This is a genomic window from Saccharopolyspora sp. ID03-671 (genome assembly GCF_045278815.1).
GTDB classification, from domain to species: Bacteria; Actinomycetota; Actinomycetes; order Mycobacteriales; family Pseudonocardiaceae; genus Saccharopolyspora; species Saccharopolyspora ipomoeae.
Genome location: NZ_CP134054.1, coordinates 4,633,394 through 4,656,885, shown reverse-complemented (window position 1 = coordinate 4,656,885; position 23,492 = coordinate 4,633,394). Strand labels below are relative to the sequence as shown.

The 23,492-nt window shown below is 71.2% G+C and carries 19 protein-coding genes; 5 read left to right on the top strand and 14 right to left on the bottom strand.

The window, feature by feature from the left end; genetic code table 11:
- Positions 1-514 precede the first annotated feature (514 nt).
- The 3 genes from REH65_RS21555 to REH65_RS21545 all read left to right on the top strand — a co-directional run bounded on the left by REH65_RS21555 (position 515) and on the right by REH65_RS21545 (position 4,517).
- A complete protein-coding gene (locus REH65_RS21555; RefSeq protein WP_406693210.1) occupies positions 515-3,445 on the top strand; it encodes a multifunctional oxoglutarate decarboxylase/oxoglutarate dehydrogenase thiamine pyrophosphate-binding subunit/dihydrolipoyllysine-residue succinyltransferase subunit in 2,931 nt (976 codons plus the stop codon).
- On the top strand, positions 3,390-4,130 hold the full coding sequence (locus REH65_RS21550) for a hypothetical protein (RefSeq protein ID WP_406688843.1): 741 nt from the start codon (positions 3,390-3,392) through the stop codon (positions 4,128-4,130). The genes REH65_RS21555 and REH65_RS21550 overlap by 56 nt, the downstream gene beginning before the upstream one ends.
- Before the next feature lie 210 nt (positions 4,131-4,340).
- On the top strand, positions 4,341-4,517 hold the full coding sequence (locus tag REH65_RS21545; RefSeq protein ID WP_093413728.1) for a DUF6104 family protein: 177 nt from the start codon (positions 4,341-4,343) through the stop codon (positions 4,515-4,517).
- A 45-nt stretch (positions 4,518-4,562) separates the two neighbouring features.
- On the opposite strand, the gene REH65_RS21540 is transcribed toward REH65_RS21545, so the two are convergent.
- From REH65_RS21540 to hutH, 9 genes are all read right to left on the bottom strand, one after another.
- Positions 4,563-5,519: a zinc-binding dehydrogenase gene (locus REH65_RS21540; RefSeq protein ID WP_406688842.1), complete on the bottom strand. Its 957-nt coding sequence runs from the start codon at positions 5,517-5,519 to the stop codon at positions 4,563-4,565.
- Between the two features lie 86 nt (positions 5,520-5,605).
- Positions 5,606-6,298, bottom strand: coding sequence for a cation transporter (locus tag REH65_RS21535; protein ID WP_406688841.1), 693 nt, complete (start codon positions 6,296-6,298; stop codon positions 5,606-5,608).
- Complete coding sequence (locus tag REH65_RS21530) at positions 6,291-6,647, bottom strand: ArsR/SmtB family transcription factor (RefSeq protein ID WP_406688840.1); 357 nt, start codon at positions 6,645-6,647, stop codon at positions 6,291-6,293. Before REH65_RS21530 ends, REH65_RS21535 begins: the two co-directional genes overlap by 8 nt.
- A gap of 34 nt (positions 6,648-6,681) precedes the next feature.
- Positions 6,682-7,464 (bottom strand): class I SAM-dependent methyltransferase, encoded by a 783-nt coding sequence (locus tag REH65_RS21525; RefSeq protein ID WP_406688839.1) that lies wholly within the window; start codon positions 7,462-7,464, stop codon positions 6,682-6,684.
- Between the two features lie 90 nt (positions 7,465-7,554).
- Complete coding sequence (hutI, locus tag REH65_RS21520) at positions 7,555-8,715, bottom strand: imidazolonepropionase (protein ID WP_406688838.1); 1,161 nt, start codon at positions 8,713-8,715, stop codon at positions 7,555-7,557.
- Positions 8,716-8,729: 14 nt separating this feature from the next.
- On the bottom strand, positions 8,730-10,019 hold the full coding sequence (locus REH65_RS21515; protein WP_406688837.1) for a formimidoylglutamate deiminase: 1,290 nt from the start codon (positions 10,017-10,019) through the stop codon (positions 8,730-8,732).
- 5 nt (positions 10,020-10,024) lie between these two features.
- Positions 10,025-11,209: an allantoate amidohydrolase gene (locus tag REH65_RS21510; RefSeq protein ID WP_406688836.1), complete on the bottom strand. Its 1,185-nt coding sequence runs from the start codon at positions 11,207-11,209 to the stop codon at positions 10,025-10,027.
- Complete coding sequence (gene hutU, locus REH65_RS21505) at positions 11,206-12,852, bottom strand: urocanate hydratase (RefSeq protein WP_406688835.1); 1,647 nt, start codon at positions 12,850-12,852, stop codon at positions 11,206-11,208. Before hutU ends, REH65_RS21510 begins: the two co-directional genes overlap by 4 nt.
- Positions 12,849-14,384 (bottom strand): histidine ammonia-lyase, encoded by a 1,536-nt coding sequence (hutH, locus tag REH65_RS21500; RefSeq protein ID WP_406688834.1) that lies wholly within the window; start codon positions 14,382-14,384, stop codon positions 12,849-12,851. The genes hutU and hutH overlap by 4 nt, the downstream gene beginning before the upstream one ends.
- Positions 14,385-14,461: 77 nt before the next feature.
- Here hutH and REH65_RS21495 point away from each other — a divergent pair, with 77 nt between their 5' ends.
- Positions 14,462-15,244, top strand: a complete 783-nt coding sequence (locus REH65_RS21495; protein WP_406688833.1) for an IclR family transcriptional regulator — start codon at positions 14,462-14,464, stop codon at positions 15,242-15,244.
- A 33-nt stretch (positions 15,245-15,277) separates the two neighbouring features.
- Here REH65_RS21495 and REH65_RS21490 read toward each other — a convergent pair whose 3' ends face one another.
- From REH65_RS21490 to REH65_RS21475, 4 genes are read right to left on the bottom strand one after another with little or no spacing between them, the layout of a single operon-like run.
- Positions 15,278-16,156: an ABC transporter substrate-binding protein gene (locus REH65_RS21490; protein ID WP_406688832.1), complete on the bottom strand. Its 879-nt coding sequence runs from the start codon at positions 16,154-16,156 to the stop codon at positions 15,278-15,280.
- Positions 16,153-16,836 carry an ABC transporter permease gene (locus REH65_RS21485; protein WP_281455186.1) on the bottom strand — a complete coding sequence of 228 codons (684 nt, stop codon included), beginning with the start codon at positions 16,834-16,836 and terminating at the stop codon, positions 16,153-16,155. Before REH65_RS21485 ends, REH65_RS21490 begins: the two co-directional genes overlap by 4 nt.
- Positions 16,833-17,474 carry an ABC transporter permease gene (locus REH65_RS21480; RefSeq protein WP_406688831.1) on the bottom strand — a complete coding sequence of 214 codons (642 nt, stop codon included), beginning with the start codon at positions 17,472-17,474 and terminating at the stop codon, positions 16,833-16,835. Before REH65_RS21480 ends, REH65_RS21485 begins: the two co-directional genes overlap by 4 nt.
- Complete coding sequence (locus REH65_RS21475) at positions 17,471-18,553, bottom strand: ABC transporter ATP-binding protein (RefSeq protein ID WP_406688830.1); 1,083 nt, start codon at positions 18,551-18,553, stop codon at positions 17,471-17,473. Before REH65_RS21475 ends, REH65_RS21480 begins: the two co-directional genes overlap by 4 nt.
- A 189-nt stretch (positions 18,554-18,742) precedes the next feature.
- Here REH65_RS21475 and REH65_RS21470 point away from each other — a divergent pair, with 189 nt between their 5' ends.
- Positions 18,743-20,350 (top strand): bis-aminopropyl spermidine synthase family protein, encoded by a 1,608-nt coding sequence (locus REH65_RS21470; protein WP_406688829.1) that lies wholly within the window; start codon positions 18,743-18,745, stop codon positions 20,348-20,350.
- Positions 20,351-20,357: 7 nt separating this feature from the next.
- On the opposite strand, the gene REH65_RS21465 is transcribed toward REH65_RS21470, so the two are convergent.
- Positions 20,358-23,141 carry an EAL domain-containing protein gene (locus REH65_RS21465; protein ID WP_406693209.1) on the bottom strand — a complete coding sequence of 928 codons (2,784 nt, stop codon included), beginning with the start codon at positions 23,139-23,141 and terminating at the stop codon, positions 20,358-20,360.
- Positions 23,142-23,492: the final 351 nt, after the last annotated feature.

Sequence of the window (23,492 nt, the reverse complement as noted above, 5' to 3'; positions counted from 1 at the left end):
GGGTGTGAGGAAGGGGACCTTTCTGTCACGATCGCCACATCTCAGCCCACGAGCGCACGCACCGGGATCAGGCGGGCACGTTCCGCGATCGCTAAACGGAAAAAATCGGGCACTCGGGTGAGGGTCGGTGGGAGCGCTCCCGCCATGCGGTCGATTCGGTTACCAGTTGAGAACACAGCGTGGCGGTGAAACGCCATAATGGACGCGTACGACAACCCGTATGGACCAGCGCTGAACGGCGCTGATCAGCGAACGAAGCACGCTCAGGACGGCTGATGATCACTCGAACGGCTCGGGCGGGGTCTCATCTCCGCTGGCCGGACGATCCTGATCGATTCTGTGACAGGAGTCCTTCCGCCGAACGGCCGTCCTGTGTGTCAACCTCGCGAATCGGGCGGCTAGCCTGGTACCCGAGTGTGTCTGTAAATCACGAGCATATGGATCGAGGCGAACGCCAGCCGTGTCCAGCAGCCCCGCGTCACAGTTCGGCCCCAATGAGTGGTTGATCGAGGAGATGTACGAGCAGTTCCTCCAAGATCCCACTTCCGTAGACTCGGCGTGGCACGAATTCTTCGCCGACTACAAGTCGGACCAGGCGAAAAACGAGAACACCGCTACCGCTGCTGCGGCCGGCGCTGCAGCGGCCCCGACACCGACGGCCACAGCGACCCGCGCCGCTGAGACCAACGGCCAGGCGTCCGCCGCGCCCGCGGCCAAGCCCGCCGCACCGAAGCCCTCCCCGCAGCAGGCCGCCAAGGCCGCGCCGGTGAAGCAGCCGCAGGCCGAGGGCGACGTCAAGACCCTGCGCGGTGCCGCGGCCGCGATCGCCAAGAACATGGACCAGTCGCTGACGGTCCCCACCGCGACCAGCGTGCGCGCGGTGCCGGCGAAGCTGCTGTTCGACAACCGGATCGTCATCAACAACCACCTCAAGCGGAACAAGGGCGGGAAGGTCTCCTTCACGCACCTGATCGGCTACGCGCTGATCAGGGCGGTCAAGGACTTCCCGAACATGAACCGCCACTACGGCGAGGACGCCAAGGGCAAGCCCGCGTCGGTCACGCCGGAGCACATCAACCTGGGCCTGGCCATCGACATGCCGGGCAAGGACGGGTCGCGCAACCTCGTGGTCGCCTCCATCAAGGGCTGCGAGGACATGACGTTCTACCAGTTCTGGCAGGCCTACGAGGACATCATCCGCAAGGCGCGCGGTGGCGCGCTGACCGCGGACGACTTCTCCGGCACCACGATCTCGCTGACCAACCCGGGCCCGTCGGGCACCAACCACTCGGTGCCGCGGCTGACCAAGGGGCAGAGCGCGATCATCGGTGTCGGCGCGATGGACTACCCCGCCGAGTTCCAGGGCGCCAGCGAGAAGACGCTGGTCGACATGGGCATCAGCAAGATCGTGACGCTGACGTCCACCTACGACCACCGCGTCATCCAGGGCGCCGAGTCCGGTGACTTCCTGCGCCGCGTGCACCAGCTGCTGCTGGGCGAGGACGGGTTCTTCGACGACATCTTCGCGTCGCTGCGCATCCCGTACGAGCCGGTGCGCTGGACGCAGGACATCCCCGAGGGCGCGGTCGACAAGACCGCCCGGGTGCTCGAGCTGATCGACGCCTACCGCACCCGCGGCCACCTGATGGCCGACATCGACCCGCTGAACTACCGGCAGCGCCGGCACGAGGACCTCGACGTCCTGTCGCACAGCCTCACCCTCTGGGACCTGGACCGCGAGTTCGCCGTGGGCGGTTTCGCCGGTCGCGAGAAGATGAAGCTGCGCGACGTGCTCGGCGTGCTGCGCGACTCCTACTGCCGCACCGTCGGCGTGGAGTACATGCACATCCTGGAGCCCGACGAGCGCGAATGGCTGCAGCAGCGGGTCGAGAAGCCGCACACCAAGCCGGACTCGACCGAGCAGAAGTACATCCTGTCGAAGCTCAACGCGGCCGAGGCCTTCGAGACGTTCCTGCAGACCAAGTACGTCGGGCAGAAGCGGTTCTCGCTGGAAGGCGCCGAGACCGTGGTGCCGCTGCTGGACGCGGTGCTGGACAACTCCGCCGCGCACGAGCTCGACGAGGTCGTCATCGGCATGCCGCACCGCGGCCGGTTGAACGTGCTGGCCAACATCGTCGGCAAGCCGATCTCGCAGATCTTCCGCGAGTTCGAGGGCAACCTCGACCCGGGCCAGGCCCACGGTTCCGGTGACGTGAAGTACCACCTGGGCGCCGAGGGCAAGTACTTCCGGATGTTCGGCGACGGCGAGACGAAGGTGTCGCTGACCTCGAACCCGTCCCACCTGGAGGCCGTGGACCCGGTGCTGGAGGGCATCGTCCGCGCCAAGCAGGACATCCTGGACAAGGGCCAGGAGGGCTTCACGGTGCTGCCGGTGCTGCTGCACGGTGACGCCGCGTTCGCCGGTCAGGGCGTGGTCGCCGAGACGCTGAACCTGTCGCTGCTGCGCGGTTACCGCACCGGCGGCACGGTCCACGTGATCGTCAACAACCAGGTCGGCTACACCACCGCGCCGGAGCACTCGCGTTCCAGCAAGTACTGCACCGACGTGGCGAAGATGATCGGCGCGCCGGTCTTCCACGTCAACGGCGACGACCCCGAGGCCTGCGTGTGGGTCGCGCGGCTGGCCGTGGAGTACCGCCAGGCGTTCGGCAAGGACGTCGTGATCGACATGGTCTGCTACCGCCGTCGCGGCCACAACGAGGGCGACGACCCGTCGATGACGCAGCCGAAGATGTACGACGCGATCGACAAGATGCGCAGCGTCCGCAAGGTCTACACCGAGTCGCTGATCGGCCGCGGTGACATCACCGTGGACGAGGCCGAGAAGGCCCTCAAGGACTACGCCGCGCAGCTGGAGCACGTGTTCAACGAGGTCCGCGAGCTGGAGAAGCACCCGCCGACGCCGAGCCCGTCGGTGGAGTCCGAGCAGCAGGTTCCGCGTGGTCTGTCGACCGCGATTTCGCAGGAGTCCCTGGAGCGGATCTCCGAGGCGCAGATCAACCTGCCGGAGGGCTTCGCCCCGCACCCGCGCGTGAAGCCGGTGCTGGAGCGTCGCGCCAAGATGGGCCGCGAGGGCGGCATCGACTGGGCGTTCGGCGAGCTGCTGGCGTTCGGTTCGCTGGTCATGGAGGGCCGCCAGGTCCGCCTGACCGGTCAGGACAGCCGCCGGGGCACGTTCGGTCAGCGCCACTCGGTGCTCATCGACCGCAAGAACGACTCCGAGTACACGCCGCTGCAGAACCTCTCGGACGACCAGGGCAAGTTCCTGGTCTACGACTCGGCGCTGTCGGAGTTCGCCGCGCTGGGCTTCGAGTACGGCTACTCGGTGGGCAACCCCGAGTCGCTGGTGCTGTGGGAGGCGCAGTTCGGTGACTTCTTCAAACGGCGCCCAGTCGATCATCGACGAGTTCATCTCGTCCGGTGAGGCCAAGTGGGGCCAGCGCTCCGACGTGGTGATGCTGCTGCCGCACGGCCAGGAGGGCCAGGGCCCGGACCACAGCTCGGGCCGCATCGAGCGGTGGCTGCAGCTGTGCGCCGAGGGGTCCATGACGGTCGCGATGCCGTCGACTCCGGCGAACTACTTCCACCTGCTGCGGCGGCACGCCCTCGACGGCATCCACCGCCCGCTGGTGGTGTTCACGCCGAAGTCGATGCTGCGCCTGAAGGCCGCGACCAGCCCGGTCGAGGACTTCACCGAGGGCAAGTTCACGTCGGTCATCGACGACCCGGCCCAGCCGGACCCGTCGCAGGTCAAGAACCTGGTGCTGTGCACCGGCAAGCTCTACTACGAGCTGGCGGCCTACCGCGACAAGAACGGCATCACCGACACCGCGGTGGCGCGGCTGGAGCAGCTCTACCCGCTGCCCCACCGCAAGCTGGGCGCCCTGTTCGAGCGGTACCCGAACCTGGAGTCGGTCCGCTGGACGCAGGAGGAGCCGGCGAACCAGGGTGCGTGGCCGTTCCTGGGCCTGGCGCTGACCGAGCAGTTCCCGGAGCTGATCGGCAAGCTCAAGCGGGTCTCGCGTCGTCCGATGGCCGCCCCGGCCACCGGTCTGGCGAAGGTCCACGAGGTCGAGCAGGCCGAGGTCGTGTCGAACGCCTTCGCCTGATCTCCACGGCTGAAGCGGGCCGTCGGTTCCTCCCGGAACCGGCGGCCCGCTTTTTCGCGCCCGGGCGGAGCGCGGTGGGGCGGCGGAGTGTGCACGGGAACCTTCCGCTCATCTCGGCCGGGGTTGTTTCGTTGTGGTGAAGGGTCGTTTCGTACCCTGCTGTTCCCGACCGCACCGCGTCGAAGATCGACCGAGCACTAGGAGGAAGCGGTGTATTTCACCGACCGCGGCATTGAGGAACTCGAGGAGCGTCGCGGTGACGACGAGGTCACCTTGGCGTGGGTCGCTGACCGGATGCGGGCCTTCGTGGACCTCAATCCGGACTTCGAGGACGCCACTGAGCGTTTGGCGACCTTCCTCGCGCGCGACGACGCCGACGACGAGTGAGCCGGGCCCGGCCGCGCACCCCCTGCGAGCGCGGCCGGGCCACGTTCAGGGGCGCAGCACGGCGCGCCCGGAGATCTCGCGTCGTTCGATGGCCGCGTGGGCGTCGGCGACCTCCTCCAGCGGGAAGCTGCCGCCGATGGCCGGGGTGATGCGTCCCGCGGCGGCCTCGGCCAGGGCCTTGCGGAGCAGGTCCCGACGCCGCTCGCGCGTGGCGTGCTGGATGCCGAGGAGCCCGGTGACGGTCACGCCGCGCCGACCGGCCTCGGTGGTGTCGATGTCGGCGAAGTCGCCGTCGGAGGCACCGTAGGCGATGACGCGCCCACCGTCGCCGACGGCGCGGAACGCGTCGCGACCGTAGTGCCCACCGGCTCCGTCGAAGAGGACGTCGACTCCCCCGGTCAGGTCGCGGACCCGTTCCGCCCAGTCCGGTGCGCCGTAGTCGACCGGCTCGGCGCCGAGTGCGCGCACGCGGCCGAGCTTCTCGTCACCGCGCGCCGCACCGATGACGTGCGCTCCGGCGGCGGCGGTGAGTTGGACGATGATGGACGCCGCTCCCCCGGCGGCCGCGGTGACGAGCACTTTCTCCCCCGGTCGCACGGCCGCGTGGTCGACGAGTTGCAGGGCGGTGACCGCGTCGTGCAGCAGCACCGCGGCCGCCTGCTCGTCGAGCCCGTCGGGGATCACCACGAGTTCGCCGGTGGGGACGGCGACGAGTTCGGCGCAGGTGCCGCTGTTCTCGGTGCTGGCGACGACGGTCTTGCCCAGCCACGCCGGGTCGACGCCCTCGCCGAGCGCGACCACGTCCCCGGCCACGCCGTCGCCGGGGACGTAGGGCGGGTTCATGTCGAAGTAGTCGCGTCCCCACCCCTGGCGGAGCTTGGTGTCGAGGAACAGCACGTCCACGGCTGCCATCTTGACCAGGACTTCTCCGGCTCGTGGTTCGGGGGCGGGTCGTTCGATCACCGACAGGACTTCCGGTCCGCCGAACTTCGTCACCTGCACCGCTCGCATTTTCGATCACTCCGCTCTCGGTCGACTGCACCCACCGTCGGACTTCGAGTTAGCTGGAGGTCAAGGGGATTTTTCGATCAGCAGCAGCGCTGCCCGCGCCAAGCCTGCCGACCTTCGTCGACGGCGACGGCCGCGATGATCAGCGCCACCACCGGGTCGGCCCACGACCAGCCGAAGAGGCTGTTGAGCACCAGTCCGAGCAGCAGCACCCCGGACAGGTAGGTGCACAGCAGGGTCTGCTTCGAGTCGGCGACGGCGCTGGCCGATCCCAGTTCCCGACCCGCCCGCCGTTGCGCGGTGGACAGCAGCGGCATGATCACCAGTGACAGGGAAGCGACCACGATTCCGGCCGTGGAGTGCTCGGCGGAGCCGGCACCGAGCAGGGAGCGAACGGATTCGACCGCGACGTAGGCGGCGAGCGCGAAGAACGACACGGCGATGACCTTCAGCGCGGTGCGCTCGCGGGATTCGGGGTCGGTTCCGGAGAACTGCCAGGCGACGGCTGCGGCGGAGGCGACCTCGATGACCGAGTCGAGGCCGAATCCGATCAGCGCGGTGGAGGACGCGGCGGCCCCGGCGGCGATGGCCACGACGGCTTCGATCACGTTGTAGGTGATCGTCGCCGCCACCAACCAGCGGATCCGTCGCTGCAGGGTGAGGCGTCGGGGTTCGGCGATGGTGGTCGCTGAGGGCGCTTGAGAGCGGTCGGCGCAGCACGGGTCGGCGCAGGTGTCCTTGCTGGTCCGCCGGGAGGCCGGGTCGTCACTCATGCCGACCTCCGTCGGGGAGCGACTCGACGCCGTAGTTCGGGCAGAGCGCCGCGGCGTTGCCGGTGGCGGCCAGGAGGGACTCCGCCGAGGCCAGCAGGTCGATCAGTTCGGGCCTGGCCAGGGAGTAGAACACCTGCCTGCCCTGCGGGCGACCGTCGACGAGGCCGCAGTCGCGCAGGCACGCGATGTGCGCCGACACCGTCGACTGGGCCAGGCCGAGCCGGCCCACCAGGTCGGCGACCCGGGCTTCACCTTCGGCGAGGTGCCGCACGATGGCCAGCCGAGTGCCGTCGGAGAGGCTGTGGAACAGGGCCACGGCGGAGTCGACTCCCGCCTGATCGATCGTCATACGACGATGATAGCGCTCCTCGACGATGCATTGATCAGCCGAGCCGCTGCGCGCACGCGAGCTGGGTCAGGTAGCGCTTGGTGATGGTGCCGCCGCCCTCCTCGACGCAGCGTCCGATGCAGGTCAGGAGCCGCTCGCGCGCCGACTCCGGCATCGCCCGGTGACCCGAGTAGGTCATCAGCAGGTCCAGGTACTGCTCTTCCGCGTAGGTCACCTCCCACTCGTAGCGGTGGAACTCGGGCCGGCTGAACCGGCCCGAGCGGTAGAACTCCTCCGGATCCTGGGCGATCTCGTCCGCGGTGGGGAGGCGCCGCCCGGGTTCGGTGACGGGGTCGAACCGCTCGTAGCAGCGCTGGATCCGGGTGAAGGACTCCTCGCTGCCACCGGCGATGTGGTGCGTCGACACCACCGCCAGGACACCTCGCGGACGCAGCGCGTCGGCGGCCTTGACCATGCGCAGCGCGGGGTCGAGCCAGTGGAACGAGGTCGCGGCCACCACGAGGTCGAACCCGACCGGCGGCAGCGCCCAGGTCTCGAAGTCCTCGACGACGACCCGAGCCGAGGGGTAGTCGTCCAGGCGTCCCCGGGCGATCTTCGCCATCTCCTCGCTCCGGTCGAGCGCGGTCAGCGCGAAACCCCTGCCCGCCAGCGGCACGCTCGCCTGCCCGGTGCCGCAGCCGATCTCGAGAACGCGGGCCCCTTCACCCACCGCGGTCGTGAGCACGTCGAACACCTGCGACGGATACCCCGGACGGCACCGGTCGTAGCGCTCGGCGTCCTCGCCGAACACCGAGCGCAGCCGCTCGCGGTCGCTCACCGAGCCATGTCCGAACCGCAGGCCATGAACGCAGTGTACGAAGGGGCGGCGGTGTTGACAGGAAGGTTCCCACGCTCCCGCCCGAAGGCGTCAGCGAACGCGGTCGCCTTTCCGCCACACCGCGTGGGTGAGGGGAACACCCGGTCGATACGCCAGCCAGGTCGCGCTCGGGGCGTCCAGGACCTGCAGGTCCGCGCGGGAGCCGGGGCTCAGCACCCCGACCGCGCCGTCGCCGGTCTCGCGCCGCAGAGCGCGCGCCCCTCCCCAGGTGGCGGCGCGCACGGCTTCGGCGACGCTCATCCGCATCTGCAGCACCGCGGTCGCCACGCAGAACGCCATCGACGAGGTGTAGGACGAGCCGGGGTTGCAGTTGCTGGCGAGGGCGACGGTGGCTCCCGCGTCCAGCAGCGTGCGGGCGTCCGGGAGGGGCTGGCGGGTCGACAGGTCGCAGGCCGGCAGCAGCGTCGCGACGGTGTCGGAGTTCGCGAGCGCGTCGACGTCGGCGGAGGCCAGGTGGGTGCAGTGGTCGACGCTGGCCGCGTCCAGCTCGACCGCCAGCGCCACCCCGGGTCCCGGCCCGAGCTGGTTGCCGTGGACCCGCAGTCCCAGGCCGCGCTTCCGGGCTGCTGTCAGCACTCGCCGGGATTGGGCGGCGTCGAAGGCACCTTCCTCGCAGAACACGTCGCACCAGCCGACGTGCTCCGCGACGGCGTCGAGCATTTCCCCGCACACCAGGTCCACGTAGTCGGCCGAGTCGGTGCCCGGGGGCACGAGGTGCGCGCCGAGGAACGTGACCTCGTCGGCGATGGCGGCGGCGACCTGGGCCGACCGCAGTTCGTCGGCGACCGTCAACCCGTACCCGGTCTTGGTCTCCACGCACGTCGTGCCCTGGGAGGCCGCTTCGTCGACGTGGCGGCGGAGGGTGTCGGCGAGTTCCGCGTCCGAGGCACGTCTGGTGGCGTCGACGGTGACCGCGATCCCGCCCGCCCGGTAGGGCTGTCCGGACATGCGGGCGGCGAACTCGGCGGTGCGATCGCCGGCGAAGACGAGGTGGGTGTGGCTGTCCACCCAGCCCGGCAGGACCGCTCGCCCGCCGACGTCCACGCGCTCGTCGGCGTCGGGGACGTCCCGGGCGGACCCGACCCAGGCGATCCGGTCGTCCTCGACGACCAGCGCGGCGTCGGTGCGGGTCCCGAGCTCGTCGTCGTGGGTGGTGAGTTCACCTATCCCAGTGATAACAGTGGCTGCCATCGTTGACCATTTCCTCACGTTCGCAGTGCCGTGATGGATTCCCGCAGTTCGCGTGCGGTGTCGATGTCGGTGTGGGCACCGTCGACGACCACCGTCCTGCCGTCGACGATCACCTCGCGCACGTCGGCGGCCCGCGCGACGGCCGGAACCGCCTCCGGCGCGACGCCCGCCAACCGCGTCGAGTCGAGGTCGACCGCGACGAGATCCGCGCGGGCCCCCACTTCGAGCCGTCCCGCGTCGGGATGCCCCAGGGCCGCGTGCGCGGTGGCCATCGCCAGCAGCTCCCCCGGCGCGTGGTGGCCGCGCGTCTCCGTCGCCAACCGCTGGTAGGACTCCACGGCCTGCGCCTCGGCGAGCACGTCGATCACGGAGTGCCCGTCGCTGCCCAGCGACAGCGGGCTTCCCGCCACCGCCAGCGCCCCGGCAGGACCGATCCCATCGGCGAGATCGGCCTCGGTCGTCGGGCACAAGCACACCCCGGTCCCGCTCCCGCCCAGCAGAGCCACGTCCCGGGCCGCGAGGTGGGTGGCGTGCACGGCGGTGACGTCGTCACCGAGCGCGCCGCGCTCGGCCAGCAGCTGCGTCGGGGTCCGCCCGTGCGCGGCCAGGCACGCTTCGTTCTCGGCGCGCTGCTCGGACAGGTGGAGGTGCAGGGGAACCTCCCTGTCACGCGCCCACCCGGCGACCTCCTCGATCGCCTCGCCGGGCACCGCCCGCACCGAGTGCACGGCGGCCCCGGTCAGCACGCCGGTCGCGGTGAAGGACTCCGCGCGCTCACCCCAGCGGCTCGCGTCGCCGTCGGAGAACCTCCGCTGCACCGGATCGAGCTCGCGGCCGAAACCGCCGGTGAGGTAGCAGGTGTCGAGCAGCGTCAAGCGGATCCCGGCGTCGCGGGCGGCGTGCGCCAGGGCGTGGCTCATCGCGTTCGGGTCGCGGTAGCGGGAGCCCCCGGGTGCGTGGTGCAGGTAGTGGAACTCGCCGACGCCGGTGATGCCGGCCTGCACCATCGCCGCGTAGACGCCGCGGGCGAGCAGGTAGTAGCCGTCCGGGTCGAGCCGCTCCGCGACCCGGTACATCCGCTCCCGCCAGGTCCAGAACGTGCCGCGAGCGCTGTCCCCGCGCAGCGCCCGGTGGAAGGCGTGCGAGTGCGCGTTGGCCAGGCCGGGCAGCACGAGCCCGGGAAGCCGTCGCGCCCCGCCCGGCGCCTCACCTCGCCGCACCGCCGTGATCCGGCCCGATTCGACCTCGAACAGCACGTCCTGGCAGGGACCTTCGGGCAGCCACGCCCACGCGCACCAGAACATCCCCTTCACCCCGCCAGCTCGGCCAGGACGCGGGCCAGGGCATGGGAACCTTCCTCGCAGTCCTCGGCGGTCGCGTGCTCTTCGGGGGCGTGGCTGATGCCGGTGGGGTTGCGCACGAACAGCATCGCCGTCGGTGTCTCGGCCGCGAGCACTCCCGCGTCGTGGCCGGCGCCGGTGGGGAGGATGGGTGCGTCGTCGAGAACTCCGCGCAGCCGGTCGCGCAGCGTCGGGTCGAAGTGGACGGTGTCGCCGAAGGATTCCTCGACGACGTCGACCCGGCAGCCTTCCTGCCAGGCGAATTCCCTCGCCTGCTCGGTCAGGTCGTCGACCAGGGACCGCGCTCCGCGGGGCGCGCGGGCGTCGAGGTGAACGTCCACTGAGGACGCGATGACGTTGGTGCCGCCCGGGGTGGGGACCAGTCGGCCGACGGTGGCGCGACCGTCCCGCGTCGCCTCGGCCGCGCTGCGGGCGGCGAGGACGAGCCGGGCGGCGGGAATCATCGGATCGTGGCGGTCGTCGATGAGGGTGGCGCCCGCGTGGTTCCCCTGACCGCGGAACCGGAACCGCCACCTGCCGTGGCCGAGGATCGAGTCGGCGACCGCGACCGGCCGGTCCAGGTCGATCAATCCCTTGCCCTGCTCGACGTGCAGTTCCACGAAGGTCCCGATGCGACCGAGGGCACCGTCATCCCGGCCGATGCGGGCCGGGTCCGCGCCAAAAGTTCCCATCGCTTCGGCGAAGGTGAGCCCGTCGGCGTCGCGCAGACCGCGAGCGCGATCCGGGTGGATGGTTCCCGTCATCAACCGCGAACCCAGGCAGGGGATGCCGAACCGGCCGCCTTCCTCCTCGGCGAAGACGATCAGCGCCAGCGGCGCGCGGGGCTGAAATCCGCGTTCCCGCAGCAGGTCCACGGCTTCCAGCGCGCTGACGACGCCGAGCGGGCCGTCGAAGGCCCCGCCGCCGGGCACCGAGTCGAGGTGGCTTCCGGTGACGACCGCTCCCGGGCCTGGCCGTCCCCACCAGGCCCAGATGTTGGTGTTGGCGTCGGTTTCCACCGCGAGCCCGCGCCGCTCGGCCTGCTCGACGAACCATTCGCGCAGGGTCCGCTCGGCGTCGTCGAAGACGTGCCGCGAGTAACCGCCGCGCCGCCGGTCGGCGCCGATGCCGGCGAGGTCGTCCAGCCCGCTCATCGACCCACCAGCGGAGTCCGCACGCCGCGCTGCGCGGCGACCTCCTCGGCGCGTTCGTATCCGGCGTCGACGTGCCGGATCACCCCCATGCCGGGGTCGTTGGTGAGGACGCGTTCGAGCTTGCGGGCCGCGAGCTCGGTGCCGTCGGCGACCGTGACCTGGCCGGCGTGCAGGGAACGCCCCATGCCGACTCCGCCGCCGTGGTGCAGCGACACCCAGGTGGCGCCGGACGCGGTGTTGACCAGGGCGTTGAGCAGCGGCCAGTCGGCGACGGCGTCGGAGGAGTCGGCCATCGCCTCGGTCTCCCGGTAGGGGGAGGCGACGGAGCCGCAGTCGAGGTGGTCGCGCCCCAGGACGACGGGGGCGGCGAGTTCGCCGGAGGCGACCATCTCGTTGAACCGCAGGCCCGCGGCGGCGCGTTCGCCGTAGCCGAGCCAGCAGATCCGGGCGGGCAGGCCGTGGAAGGGAACCTTCCTGTCAGCCAGCCGCAGCCAGCGGGCGAGGTGCTCGTCGTCGCCGAAGAGTTCCAGCACGGCCTTGTCGGTCTTGGCGATGTCGGCGGGGTCGCCGGACAGCGCAGCCCAGCGGAAGGGACCTTTTCCTTCGCAGAACAGCGGCCGGATGTAGGCGGGGACGAAGCCCGGGTAGGCGAAGGCCCGGTCGTACCCGGCGAGCTGGGCCTCACCTCGCAGCGAGTTGCCGTAGTCGAAGACCTCGGCGCCGGCGTCGAGGAATCCGACCATCGCTTCGACGTGCTGGGCCATGGATTCCCGCGCGCGGGTGGTGAACTCGTCGGGTTTGCGCGCGGCGTAGTCGGCCCAGTCGTCCAGTTCCACGCCGAGCGGCAGGTAGGACAGCGGGTCGTGGGCGGAGGTCTGGTCGGTGACGATGTCGGCGGGCACGCCGCGGCGCAGCATCTCGGGCAGCAGGTCGGCGGCGTTGCCGATGACGGCGACCGAGTGGGCGCGGCGGTCGCGCTTGGCGGCGACGGCCTTGTCGATGGCCTCGTCGAGGGAGTCGGCGACCTCGTCGAGGTAGCCCTGCCGGGCGCGGCGGTGGGCGCGTTCCGGGTCGCATTCGACGACGAGCGCGGCCCCTTCGTTCATGGTGATCGCCAGCGGCTGCGCGCCGCCCATCCCGCCGAGCCCGGCGGTGACCGTGAGGGTTCCGGCGAGCGTTCCGCCGAAGCGCTTGGCCGCGATGGCCCCGAACGTCTCGTAGGTGCCTTGGAGGATCCCTTGCGTGCCGATGTAGATCCAGGATCCGGCGGTCATCTGGCCGTACATCATCAGGCCGAGCTCGTCGAGGCGGCGGAACTCGCTCCAGTTCGCCCAGTCGCCGACGAGGTTGGAGTTGGCGATGAGCACCCTCGGCGCCCACTCGTGGGTCTGCAGGACGCCGACGGGTTTGCCGGACTGCACCAGCAGGGTTTCGTCGTCGCGCAGCGTCGTGAGCTCCCGGACGATGGCGTGGTAGCTGGGCCAGTTGCGGGCGGCTTTACCGGTCCCGCCGTAGACGACGAGGTCGTGGGGGCGTTCGGCGACGTCGGGGTCGAGGTTGTTCCGCAGCATCCGCAGCGGCGCTTCGGTGCTCCAGCTGCGGGCGGTCAGCGTCGTGCCGCGCGGGGCTCGCACGTCGGTCATCGATCCCTCCCTGCGTCGGCGGCGGCGAGGACGTCGCCGCCGCGGATGAGTTCTTCGGCCGCCGCGATCTCGGGGGCGACGTGCCGGTCGGGTCCGGGTCCGGGCACGCGGGTGCGGAGCAGGTCGCGGACCGCCCCGGTGGCGGGTCCGGGGTCCAGCGGTGCGCGCAGGTCGAGGGCTCGGGCGGCGGTGAGCAGTTCGACGGCGAGCACGGTGGTGAGGCCGTCGACGGCGCGGCGGAGCTTGCGGGCGGCGGACCAGCCCATGGACACGTGGTCTTCCTGCATGGCGCTGGTGGGGATGGAGTCGACGGAGGCGGGCGCGGCGAGGCGCTTGAGCTCGGAGACGATCCCGGCCTGGGTGTAGTGGGCGATCATGTGCCCGGAGTCGACACCGGGGTCGTCGGCGAGGAACGCCGGGAGACCGTGGGAGCGGGCGACGTCGAGCATCCGGTCGGTGCGCCGGTCGCAGATGCTGGCCACGTCGGCCAGGGCGATGGCCAGGAAGTCGAGGACGTACCCGAGCGGGGCGCCGTGGAAGTTGCCGTTGGATTCGATGCGCCCGTCGGGCAGCACCACGGGGTTGTCGATGGCGGCCGCGAGTTCGCGGTCGGCGACGGTCTCGGCGTGGCCGGCGGTGTCGCGGGCGGCGCCGTGGACCTGCGGCGAGCAGCGCAGCGAGTAGGCGTCCTGGACGCGCGGGCAGTCGGGGCCGCGGTGGCTGGCGACGATGGGCGAGCCTGACAGGAAGGCGGCCATCCTCGCGGCCGAGACGGCTTGGCCGGGGTGCGGGCGGAGCGCCTGCAGGTCGGCGGCGAAGGGACGGTCCGTCCCCAGCAGGGCTTCGACGCTCATGGCGGCGGTGAGGTCGGCGACGTCGATGAGGTCGCCGATGTCGCGCAGGGCGAGCACCAGCATGCCGAGCATGCCGTCGGTGCCGTTGGTGAGCGCGAGGCCTTCTTTCTCGGCGAGCGCGACGGGGGCGATCCCGGCGGCGGCGAGGGCGTCGGCGGCGGGGCGCTGTCGTCCTTCGGCGTCGAGGACGTCGCCTTCTCCGGTGAGGGCGAGGGCAACCGTGGCGAGGGGCGCGAGGTCTCCGGAGCAGCCGAGCGAGCCGTGCTCGTGGACGAGGGGAACGATGCCGGCGTTGAGCATCGCGGCCAGGGCGTGGGCGGTTTCGGGGCGGACGCCGGTGCGGCCGGTGGCGATGGTGTGCAGGCGCAGCAGCATCTGGGCGCGCACGACTTCGGGTTCGACGACGTGACCCGCCCCGGCGGCGTGGGAGCGGACGAAGGATTGCTGCAAGGCCGCCCTTCTGCCACTGGGGATGTGGCGCACGGCCAGGGCTCCGAAGCCGGTGGAGACGCCGTAGACGGGTCGTTCCTCGGCTGCCAGCGCGTCGATGTGCTTGCGGGTGTCGGCGATGCCCTGTTCGGCGAGTTCGCTGAGCCGCACCGGGGTTCCGCCGCGTGCGACGGAGACGACCTCGGCTCGCGTGAGCGGCTGCGGGCCGATGAACAACTCGTTGTGCATGTCTCCATCCCAGCTCGCGGAAGCTCCTGGCAGAAGCCCTGATGGTGGGTCTCTGTCTGGGATGTCAGACTCCGGGCGTGGGCGAGAGCAGCGATGTGCCCGCGCTGCGGCGCGGGTTGGCGATCCTGCGGGCGCTGGCCGGGCGGGCGGGTCCGGTGTCGGCTGGGGTGTTGGCCCGCGAGCTGGATCTGCCGAGGTCGACGACGTATCACCTGCTGGCGGAGCTGGTGGCGGGTGGTTTCGTGGTGCACCTGCCGGAGGAGCGCCGCTACGGGCTGGGGGTGGCGGTGTTCGAGCTGGGTTCGGCGTATCTGCGGCACGATCCGCTGGAGCGCCTGGCGGGGCCGATCTTGCGGCGGCTGGTGGACCGGGTGGGGCGCGCGGCGCAGCTCGGGGTGTTGCGCGGGGGCGAGCTGCTGTACCTGATCAAGGAGCGCCCTTCGCAGCCGCAGACGCTGGTCACCGATGTCGGTGTGCGGTTGCCTGCGCAGCTGCCTGCGTCGGGTCGGGCGATGTTGGCGCATCTCCCGGCGGCGCAGGTGCGCGCGATGTTCCCTTCTTCCGAGCGCTTCGTGCTGCGCACGGATCGGGGGCCGCGCAGCCTGCCGGAGTTGCGGCGGTTGCTGGCCGAGGAGCGGCGCCGGGGCTGGGCGGTGGAGGACGGTGTCATCACGCCGGGTTTCGCGTCGGTGGCGTGCCCGGTCTTCGATCACACGACGCGTCCCATCGCGGCGATCGGGGTGACCTTCCGGCATTCGTGCGAGGGGCCGGGGTGCGGTGAGACGTGGCCGAACCTGGCCGAGGAGGTGGGGCGTGCGGCCGCCGAGCTCACGTCGCGGATCAGCGGCCGCACGGCGTGACCGGCCACCGCTGGGGTGGCCGGTCGATCGAGGTCAGAGACCGACCGTGGCGATGAATTCCTTGGCGACGTCGGCGGGGTTGGCCTTGTCGACTTCGAGCCGCTTGTTGAGCTCGGTGAGCTTGTCGGTGGTCAGGGCCCGGGAGACCTTGTTGAGGACGTCGGCCTGGGGCGGGGTGAGCTTGCCCTTGCCCGCCAGGGGGACGACGTTCTGGGCGGGGAACATGTTCTTCGGGTCGTCGAGCTTGACCAGGTCGTTGGTGGCGATCTGCGACGAGGTGGTGAACAGGTTGGCGACCTGGATCTCACCGGCGGTCAACGCGTTGACTGTGATGGTGCCGGCTTCGACGCTGCGGATCTCCTTGAAGGTGCAGCCGTAGTCGCGGGCGATCGTGGTCTCCCACCGCGATTTCCATTCGGCGGGTGCTCCGAGGACGAGTTCGCCGCAGCGCGGTCCGAGGTCGGCCATCGAGCGCAGGCCGCTGTCGGCGGTGGCGCGGGTGACGGTGAGGACGTCGGAGTCCTCGGCGGGTGACTGCTCGAGGAGTTCCATGTCGGGTGCGACCTTGGTGCCGAGCTGGTCGTAGACCTGCTGGGATTCGGTGGCGGTCGAGGCCGGGTCGAGGAACTGCAGCAGGTTGCCGGTGTATTCGGGGACGAGGGTGAGTTCTCCGTTGCGGACGGCGTTGACGTAGAACTCGCGGGCGCCGATGCGGGGTCTCGTCTGCACGTCGGCCCCGGTGGTCTTGAGGGCTTCGGCGTAGACGTGCATGAGCAGTTCGCTCTCGGCGAAGTCAGCGGAGCCGATGACCACCTGGCCGCCCTGGGCCTTGTTGGCTTCCAGGGGGTCTTGCGATCCGCAGCCGGTGAGCAGCACCGCCGCGGCGGCGGCCAGGGCCAGGAGTCGTTTCATCGATCGTTTCCTCCTCGTCGGGCGGCCAGGGTCAGACCGCGGGGTACCACGAGCCGGGTCAGCCCGGCCAACGCCAGATCGAGCAGGACGGCCAGGACCGCGATGACGATCGCCGCGGAGGCCATCTGGGCGTAGTCGCTGATCTTGAGCCCGTCGAGCAGGATGCGTCCGAGCCCGCCGAGACCGACGTAGGCGGCGACGGCGGCGGTGGCCACGACCTGCAGCATCGCGCTGCGGATGCCGCCGAGCACCAGCGGCAGCGCGGTCGGCAGCTCCACCTGCCACAGCACTTGGGCGGGCCGCATTCCCATTCCCCGTGCGGCGTCGACGGCGTCGGCGGGCGCGTTGCGCACGCCCGCGTAGGCGCCGGAGAGGATCGCCGGGATCGCGAGGATCACCAGGCCGGCGAGCGCGGGGGTGACCCCCAGCCCGAACCCGAGCACCAGCAGGGTGACGACGCCGAGCGTCGGCAGCGCCCGCATCGCGTTGCCGAAGGCCACCACGAGCACCGAACCCCGCCCGGTGTGTCCGATGTAGACGCCGAGGGGGATGGCGATGAGAGCGGCGACGAGGACGGACACGACGCAGTAGTAGAGGTGCAGCAGCGTCTGCGCGGGGATGCCGTCCGGTCCGCTCCAGTGCGCGGGGTCGGTCAGCCACGCGATCATCTCGCCGATCATGACCGCGTCCACGGGGTCGCGAGTCGCCACAGCAGCACGAGCACCAGGTCCACCACCAGGGCGAGCAGGAGCGTCAGCACGATGCCGATGACGATCTGCTCGGGGTAGTCGCGTTGGAATCCGTCGGTGAAGAGCCGTCCGAGCCCGCCGATGCCGACGAGGGCGCCGACACTGACGAGGCTGATGTTGCTCACCGACGCCACCCGCACGGCCGCGGCGAGAACCGGCACTGCCAGGGGCAGTTCGACGGCGAGCAGCCGCCTGCCTGGCCGGTATCCCATCGCGGTGGCGGCGGCGACGATGTGGCCGGGAACCGAGTCGAGGGCGTCGCGCACCGGCCGCACCAGCAGCGCCGCGGTGTAGAGGGTGAGGGCGATGATGACGTTGAGCGGCGACAGCAGAGGGGTTCCCATCAGCCCGGGCAGGATCACGAACAGCGCCAGGGAAGGGATGGTGTAGAAGACGTTGGCGATGTTCTGCAGGGCTTCGCGGAGCCAACCGACGCGCTGCGCGAGGCGTCCCAGCGGCAGCGCGATCAGCACGCCGAGCAGCAGCGGGAGCAGCGACAGGTAGAGGTGCTGGCCGAGCTGGGTGATCACCAGTTCCCGGTTGCTCGGCGACCCGAAGAAGTCGATCATGTCGCCGCCCGCTGCCGGTCGAGCAGCGACAGCACCTCGTCGGCGGTGACCACGCCGACCACACCGCCGTCGGAGTCCACGACGACACCGAGCCCTGAGGGCGCGGACAGCGCCGCGTCCAGGGCGCCACGAAGGTTCCCGTGCTCCACGTGCAGCGATCCGCCCGCCACCAGCGCCTGGTCGTCGAGCCCCTCACCGGCGTCGGCGCCCGGGGGCAGCCAGCCGCGAGGGCGGTTCCCCTCATCCACCGCGAGCCGCCAGTCGTGGGAGGAGGGGAACCTCTCTCCCACGCGGACCGTCGGGACCGGACGTGGCCGCAGGCTCGTGGCGTCGGCGAAGGACAGTCTGCGGTAGCCGCGGTCGCGGCCGACGAAGGACGTCACGAAGTCGTCGGCGGGCGCGGCCAGCAGGTCGTCGGGGCGGGCGTACTGGGCGAGGTGGCCGCCTTGGCGCAGGACGGCGACCTTCTCGCCGAGCTTGATGGCCTCGTCGATGTCATGGGTGACGAACAGGACGGTCTTGCCCAGCTCGTCCTGCAGCCGCAGCAGTTCGTCCTGCAGCCCTTCGCGGACGACGGGGTCGACGGCGCTGAAGGGTTCGTCCATGAGCAGCACCGGCGGGTCGGCGGCCAGGGCGCGGGCCACGCCGACGCGCTGCTGCTGCCCGCCGGACAGCTGGGCCGGGTAGCGCTTGCCGAGGTCGGCGGGGAGTCCGACCAGGTCGAGGAGTTCACCGGCGCGGTCGCGGGCGGCGCGGCGGGTTTCCCCGGCGAGCAGCGGGACGGTGGCGATGTTGTCGACGACGGTGCGGTGCGGGAACAGCCCGGCCTGCTGGATGACGTAGCCGATGCCGCGGCGCAGCTGCGCGGGATCGCGGTCGCGCACGTCCGTGCCGTCGACGGACACGGTGCCCGAGGAGGGGTCGATCATGCGGTTGACCATCCGCATGAGGGTCGTCTTGCCGCAGCCGGAAGGCCCCACCAGCACGGTGATGGTTCCCGTCTCGACGGACAGGCTGAGCTCATCGACGGCGACGGTGCCGTTCGGGTACTGCTTTCGGACAGCTCGGAACTCGATCAAGCGAGCCCCCTCTCGCGCGGGTCCCCCAAACGCGGCCGACCCTAGCCGGGCGCGTCACTCACCGCGATCTCCTGAGATCGATGCGTGATCTGCTCCCATGATGCGGGAAGTGCCTGCGCGTTGAACCATTCTCGACGACACGAACGTTCCCGTCGCCGCATTCGGGCACCGATTAGGCTGTGCATTCCCATGGACAACGCCCCCTCATCCAGCGCCCCTTCCGCCGGCAACCCGTCGTCCGGCGGCCCGGCATCCGGCGCTGCGTCAGACGTTCCCCCGATCGAAGCCGTCCGCGAGCTGCGCGCCGAGCAGGGCCTGCTGGGCCACCAGGTGCGTCGCGTGCTGGCCGAGCTCACCACCGCTGCGCGCTCGCTGGACGAGCTGATCCGGCGCACCGGGGTGTCGCGCCGCACCGTCGAGCAGGTGCTCGCCGCGGCCGGTGCCGACGTCGACGAGCGCGGCGGCGCGTTCTGCATCAAGGACTCCCTCCTCCCGCTGTACCGGCGGGAGCTGGACCTCGACGCGCTGCCGGTGGTGCGGGAAGAAAGCGACCTCGATGCCGGTGCGCTGGAGGCGATGGCCGGTTTCGTGGCGTCCGGGCCCCGACCGGAATCGGCGCTGGACCACGTGACGGCCACACCGGAGACGGCGTTGCGCCGGGCGATGTGGTTGCGCGACCACTACGACCTGGACGGCCGGAAGGTGCTGTGCCTGGGCGACCACGACCTGACGTCGCTGGCGCTCGCGCTGGTGGCGCCGTCGGCCGAGGTGCGGGTGGTGGACCTCGACGAGCGGGTGCTGCGGCACATCGACTCGGTCGCCGCCGAGCGCGGTTTTCCCATCGTCACCACCCACGCCGACCTGCGGTTCGGGTTGCCGCCGACGTTGGAGGGCTGGGCCGACGCGGTGTTCACCGACCCTCCCTACACCCCGGAGGGAATCGGCCTGTTCGCGACGCGGGCCGCCGAGTGCCTGGCGCCGGGGAACGGCCGCCTGTTCCTGGCCTACGGCTGCAGCCCGCGCACCCCGGCGTTGGGCTGGAAGGTCCAGCAGGAGCTGATGCGACTGGGTTTCGCGTTCGAGGCGATCCTGCCGCAGTTCAACCGCTACTACGGGGCGCAGGCCATCGGCAGCGCCAGCGACCTGTACGTGTGCCTGCCGACGGCGCGCACCCGCAAGCTGGCGCTGCGCCAGGGCCAGGCGATCTACACCCACGGCCCGCAGTCGGTGGAGGCCGCCGGTGACACGCCGGAGGCCTTGCCGCAGGCCGCGGCGGAGCGGCTCGGCGCGCCGGTCGCCGAGCTGCGGCGGGCGAGCTGGGCGCGGCCGGTGCGGGAGTCGGGGCCGGTGGCGTTCGACCTGCGGGCCGATCCGGGCCCGTGGCTGCTGCGGATGCTGCTGGCCTGCGGTGCGCAGAAGGTCGCCTTCGTGCTGGGGAACAACCACCCGGACGTGACCAGCGAACGCGCCCAGTCCGAGCTGCGGGACCTGGTGGCGGCCAAGTACCGGCTGGCGCTGCACCGCAGCACCCCGGACGGCAAGCACGCGATCGTGGTCGCCGAACGACCGGGAACCGAAGCGGCCGAGGAGTCGGCGGCCGGTTTCCTGCTGCAGCGCGTCCACGGCAAGCTCGGCAACGTCTGGCGGGAGGCGCTCATCGCGGGGTCCGGTGACCTCACCAAGCGGCAGGCGCGCGAGAAGGTCGCGGAACTGGCGCCGCACTCGCGGGACCTGGAGCTGCGGTTGATCGACCTGCCCCGGCACCGCATCGCCGACGTGCTGCGCGCGATGCGGTGAGCGCGGGTCACGGGACGGTGAGCGGCCCGTCGGCGAGCATCTCGCGGAACTTCGGCGCGGGGATCGCGCCGGAGAAGAGCCACCCCTGGTAGGCCTCGACGCCGACACCGCGCAGCAGCCGGAACTGGGTGGCGTCCTCGACGCCTTCGGCGACGCACTGCCGGTCCATCGCGTAGGCCATGTCGACGACGGCGCGGGCGACGGCGAAGTCGGAGGCGTCACCGCCGACTCCGGCGACGAACCGCCGGTCGACCTTGATGATCTGCGCGGGCAGGTCCTTCAGGCGCGCCAGCGACGAGTAACCGGTGCCGAAGTCGTCGACGGCGAACCGCACGCCGCGGGAGACGAGTTCGCCCATCTCGTGGCGGGTGCGGGAGGGCAGGTCGACGAGCGAGGTCTCGACGAGTTCGAGGATCACCCGGTCCCAGGCGATGCCGGTCTCGGCGACGATGTCGGCGACGGAGTCGACGAAGTCGGGGCCGCCGGGCACGAGACCGGCGAGGTTGACCGCGATGCTGACGGGCCGGCCGTTGCGGACCGGCCAGGACGCGGCTTCGCGCAGCGCGGTGCGCAGCACCCAGCGGTCGAGTTCGCGCAGCAGGTCGCCTTGTTCGGCCACCGGCAGGAACGCGTCGGGCGAGAGCATGCCGCGTTCGGGGTGCGGCCAGCGGATCAGCGCTTCGGCGCTGACCACGGTGCCTTCGGCGTCGACGACGGGCTGGTAGTGCAGGGCCAGGCCGTCGTTGCTGAGCGCTTCGCGCAACTGCCCTTCGAGGTGGAGCTGGCGGTCGGCGGCGGCCATCAGCGCGGGGCTGGCGAGCGAGACCTTGCCGGTGCCGCGGCGTTTGGCCTCGAACATGGCGGCGTCGGCGAAGCGCAGCAGGTCTTCGCCGCCGGCGCCGGAGCCGTTGGGCACGGCGGCGCCGATCGAGGACGACACGCGGACCAGCTGTCCGTGCACGGGCACGGCGGTGCGCAGCAGCGCGGAGACTCGGGTGGCGAGCTGGTCGACGCCGCCGCTGGCCTCGACGTCGGAGCAGATGATGACGAATTCGTCGCCGGACAACCGGGCGGGGGTGCAGCCCTCCGGCAGGCCGCCTTCGAGGCGTCGGGCCAGGGCGACGAGCAGTTCGTCGCCCGCGTCGTGGCCGAGGGAGTCGTTGACCCGCTTGAAGTTGTCGATGTCGCAGAACAGCACGGCGATGCCGGGTGAGTCGGCGCGCCCCAGCAGGCGGCCGAGGAGGTCCTTGACGGCGGTGCGGTTGGGCAGTCCGGTCAGGTCGTCGTGGGTGGCCTGGTACCGGAGGGCTTCGGCGGCGCGGCGGCGTTCGGTGATGTCCTGGAACACCACGAGCCAGAACTCGGTGCCGTCGTCCTGCACGGAGCTGGAGGTGTGCAGTTCGCAGTAGACGGGTTCGCCGTCGGCGCGGACCATGACGCGCTGCGGTGCGCGGCGGCGGAACCCGGAGGGCTCGTCGGGCGCGGGCAGGCTGGGGTCGACCTCGTCGGGGTGGGTGATGTCGCGGATGCTGAGCCCGCGCATCTGGTCGAGCCGGTACCCGAGGAGTTCGCAGAGGGCTTCGTTGGCGTTGACGAGCCGTTCGGAGCGGTCGAACAGGCCGATGCCGACGGGGGTGATGTTGACCAGGTCGGAGAAGCGCTGGCTGGAGCGTTCCATCCGGGTGACGACGGCCCGCTGCTCGGTGACGTCCTGCGCAGTGCCGACCAGCAGGTCCCTGCCGTCGGCGTCGGCGATGCGGGTGCCGTGGATGCGCAGGATCCGAGTGCTGTCGGGGGTGCGCTGGTAGCGGTGCTCGATCTCGACCTGCTCGCCGCACTCGATGAGGGGCCGCCACGCCTGGCGCACCCATTCGCGGTCGTCGGGGTGGACGCGGTCGAGGTAGCGGTCGAAGGTGCCGGTGCTGCTGACGGGCTGGCCGAGGATCTCGTAGAGCATGCTCGACAGCCGCATGACGTTGGTGCGCGGATCGACTTCCCAGGTGCCGAGGCGGGCGATGCGCTGGGCGTCCTGCAGGCGGCGGCGTTCGTCGCGCAGCTGCCGTTCGAGCGCGCGGTGCTCGGTGACGTCCTGAACGGTGCCCTGCACGCGCACGATCTGCCCGGCGCGGTCGTACTCGGCGCGCCCGGTGCACAGGAAGATGCGGGTGCCGTGGAGGTTGCGGAGCTCGACTTCGAGGAGTTCACCTTCGCGGGCGTTGAGCACGTCGGCGTAGAACTGGGCGGCGCGGTCGCGGTCGTCGGGGTGGGTCGTGGAGATCATCGCCGTGACGTCGTCGGCGTGTTCGGCACCGCCCGCGCCGAGGAAGTCGGCGAGCAGCGGGCTTCGGTAGATGGCGCCGGTGTCCGGGTAGTAGACCCAGCTGGCGACCTTGGCGAGGCGTTGGGCGTCGATGAGCCAGTAGCGCTCTTCGGAGTCGCGCGGGCCGCCGACCGCCTCGGGGCTGCTACCGGTGAGGTCGGAGACGTCGACGAGCAGCGTGATCTGCAAGGCCTCGTCGTCGGGGTGCGGCCAGGTCTGCAGCCGCACGGGGGTGCGGCCGGAGGCGCCGACGAGCCAGGTCTCGCGGCCTTCGCGTTCGATGAGGTCGGCGAGCTTGCTGCCGACGAGTGCGCCGGGTGCGTCGTGCCCGGCCAGCGTGGCGGCCTGCGGGCTGGCTGCGACGACGAGGCCGTCTTCGGCGCTGAGCAGCGCCGGTGCCTCCGGCAGTGACAGGCCGTGCACGCGCGCCGGGGTGCCGGCCAGGCCGAGACCACCGGACGTCGGTGACATCCGGCTCCGCTCGCTCCGCTCGGTCAACTGCACCCCTCCTGCGTTGCAGCCGCGCAACGGCCGTCCACTCCGGCCCCGATGACCCATCATCGAGTGATGCGCGCCACAGCGAGTCGTATCGCAGACCCTACCGGTCCGCGCACGGCCGGTACCGCCATGGTGCCGGGACCTGAGGCCCGTTCCCTGAAGAGGTGACAGCCTTCGCCCGACATGATGACGCCGACTCACCAAAATCTTTTTGAAGTCGGTTCCGACGCCATCGACGAGTGGGGCCGGGAGAGCCCTCGAGGACTCTCCCGGCCCCACTCGATGCCGGTGTAGAACCTACCGCCGACCCACCGACGGGCGACA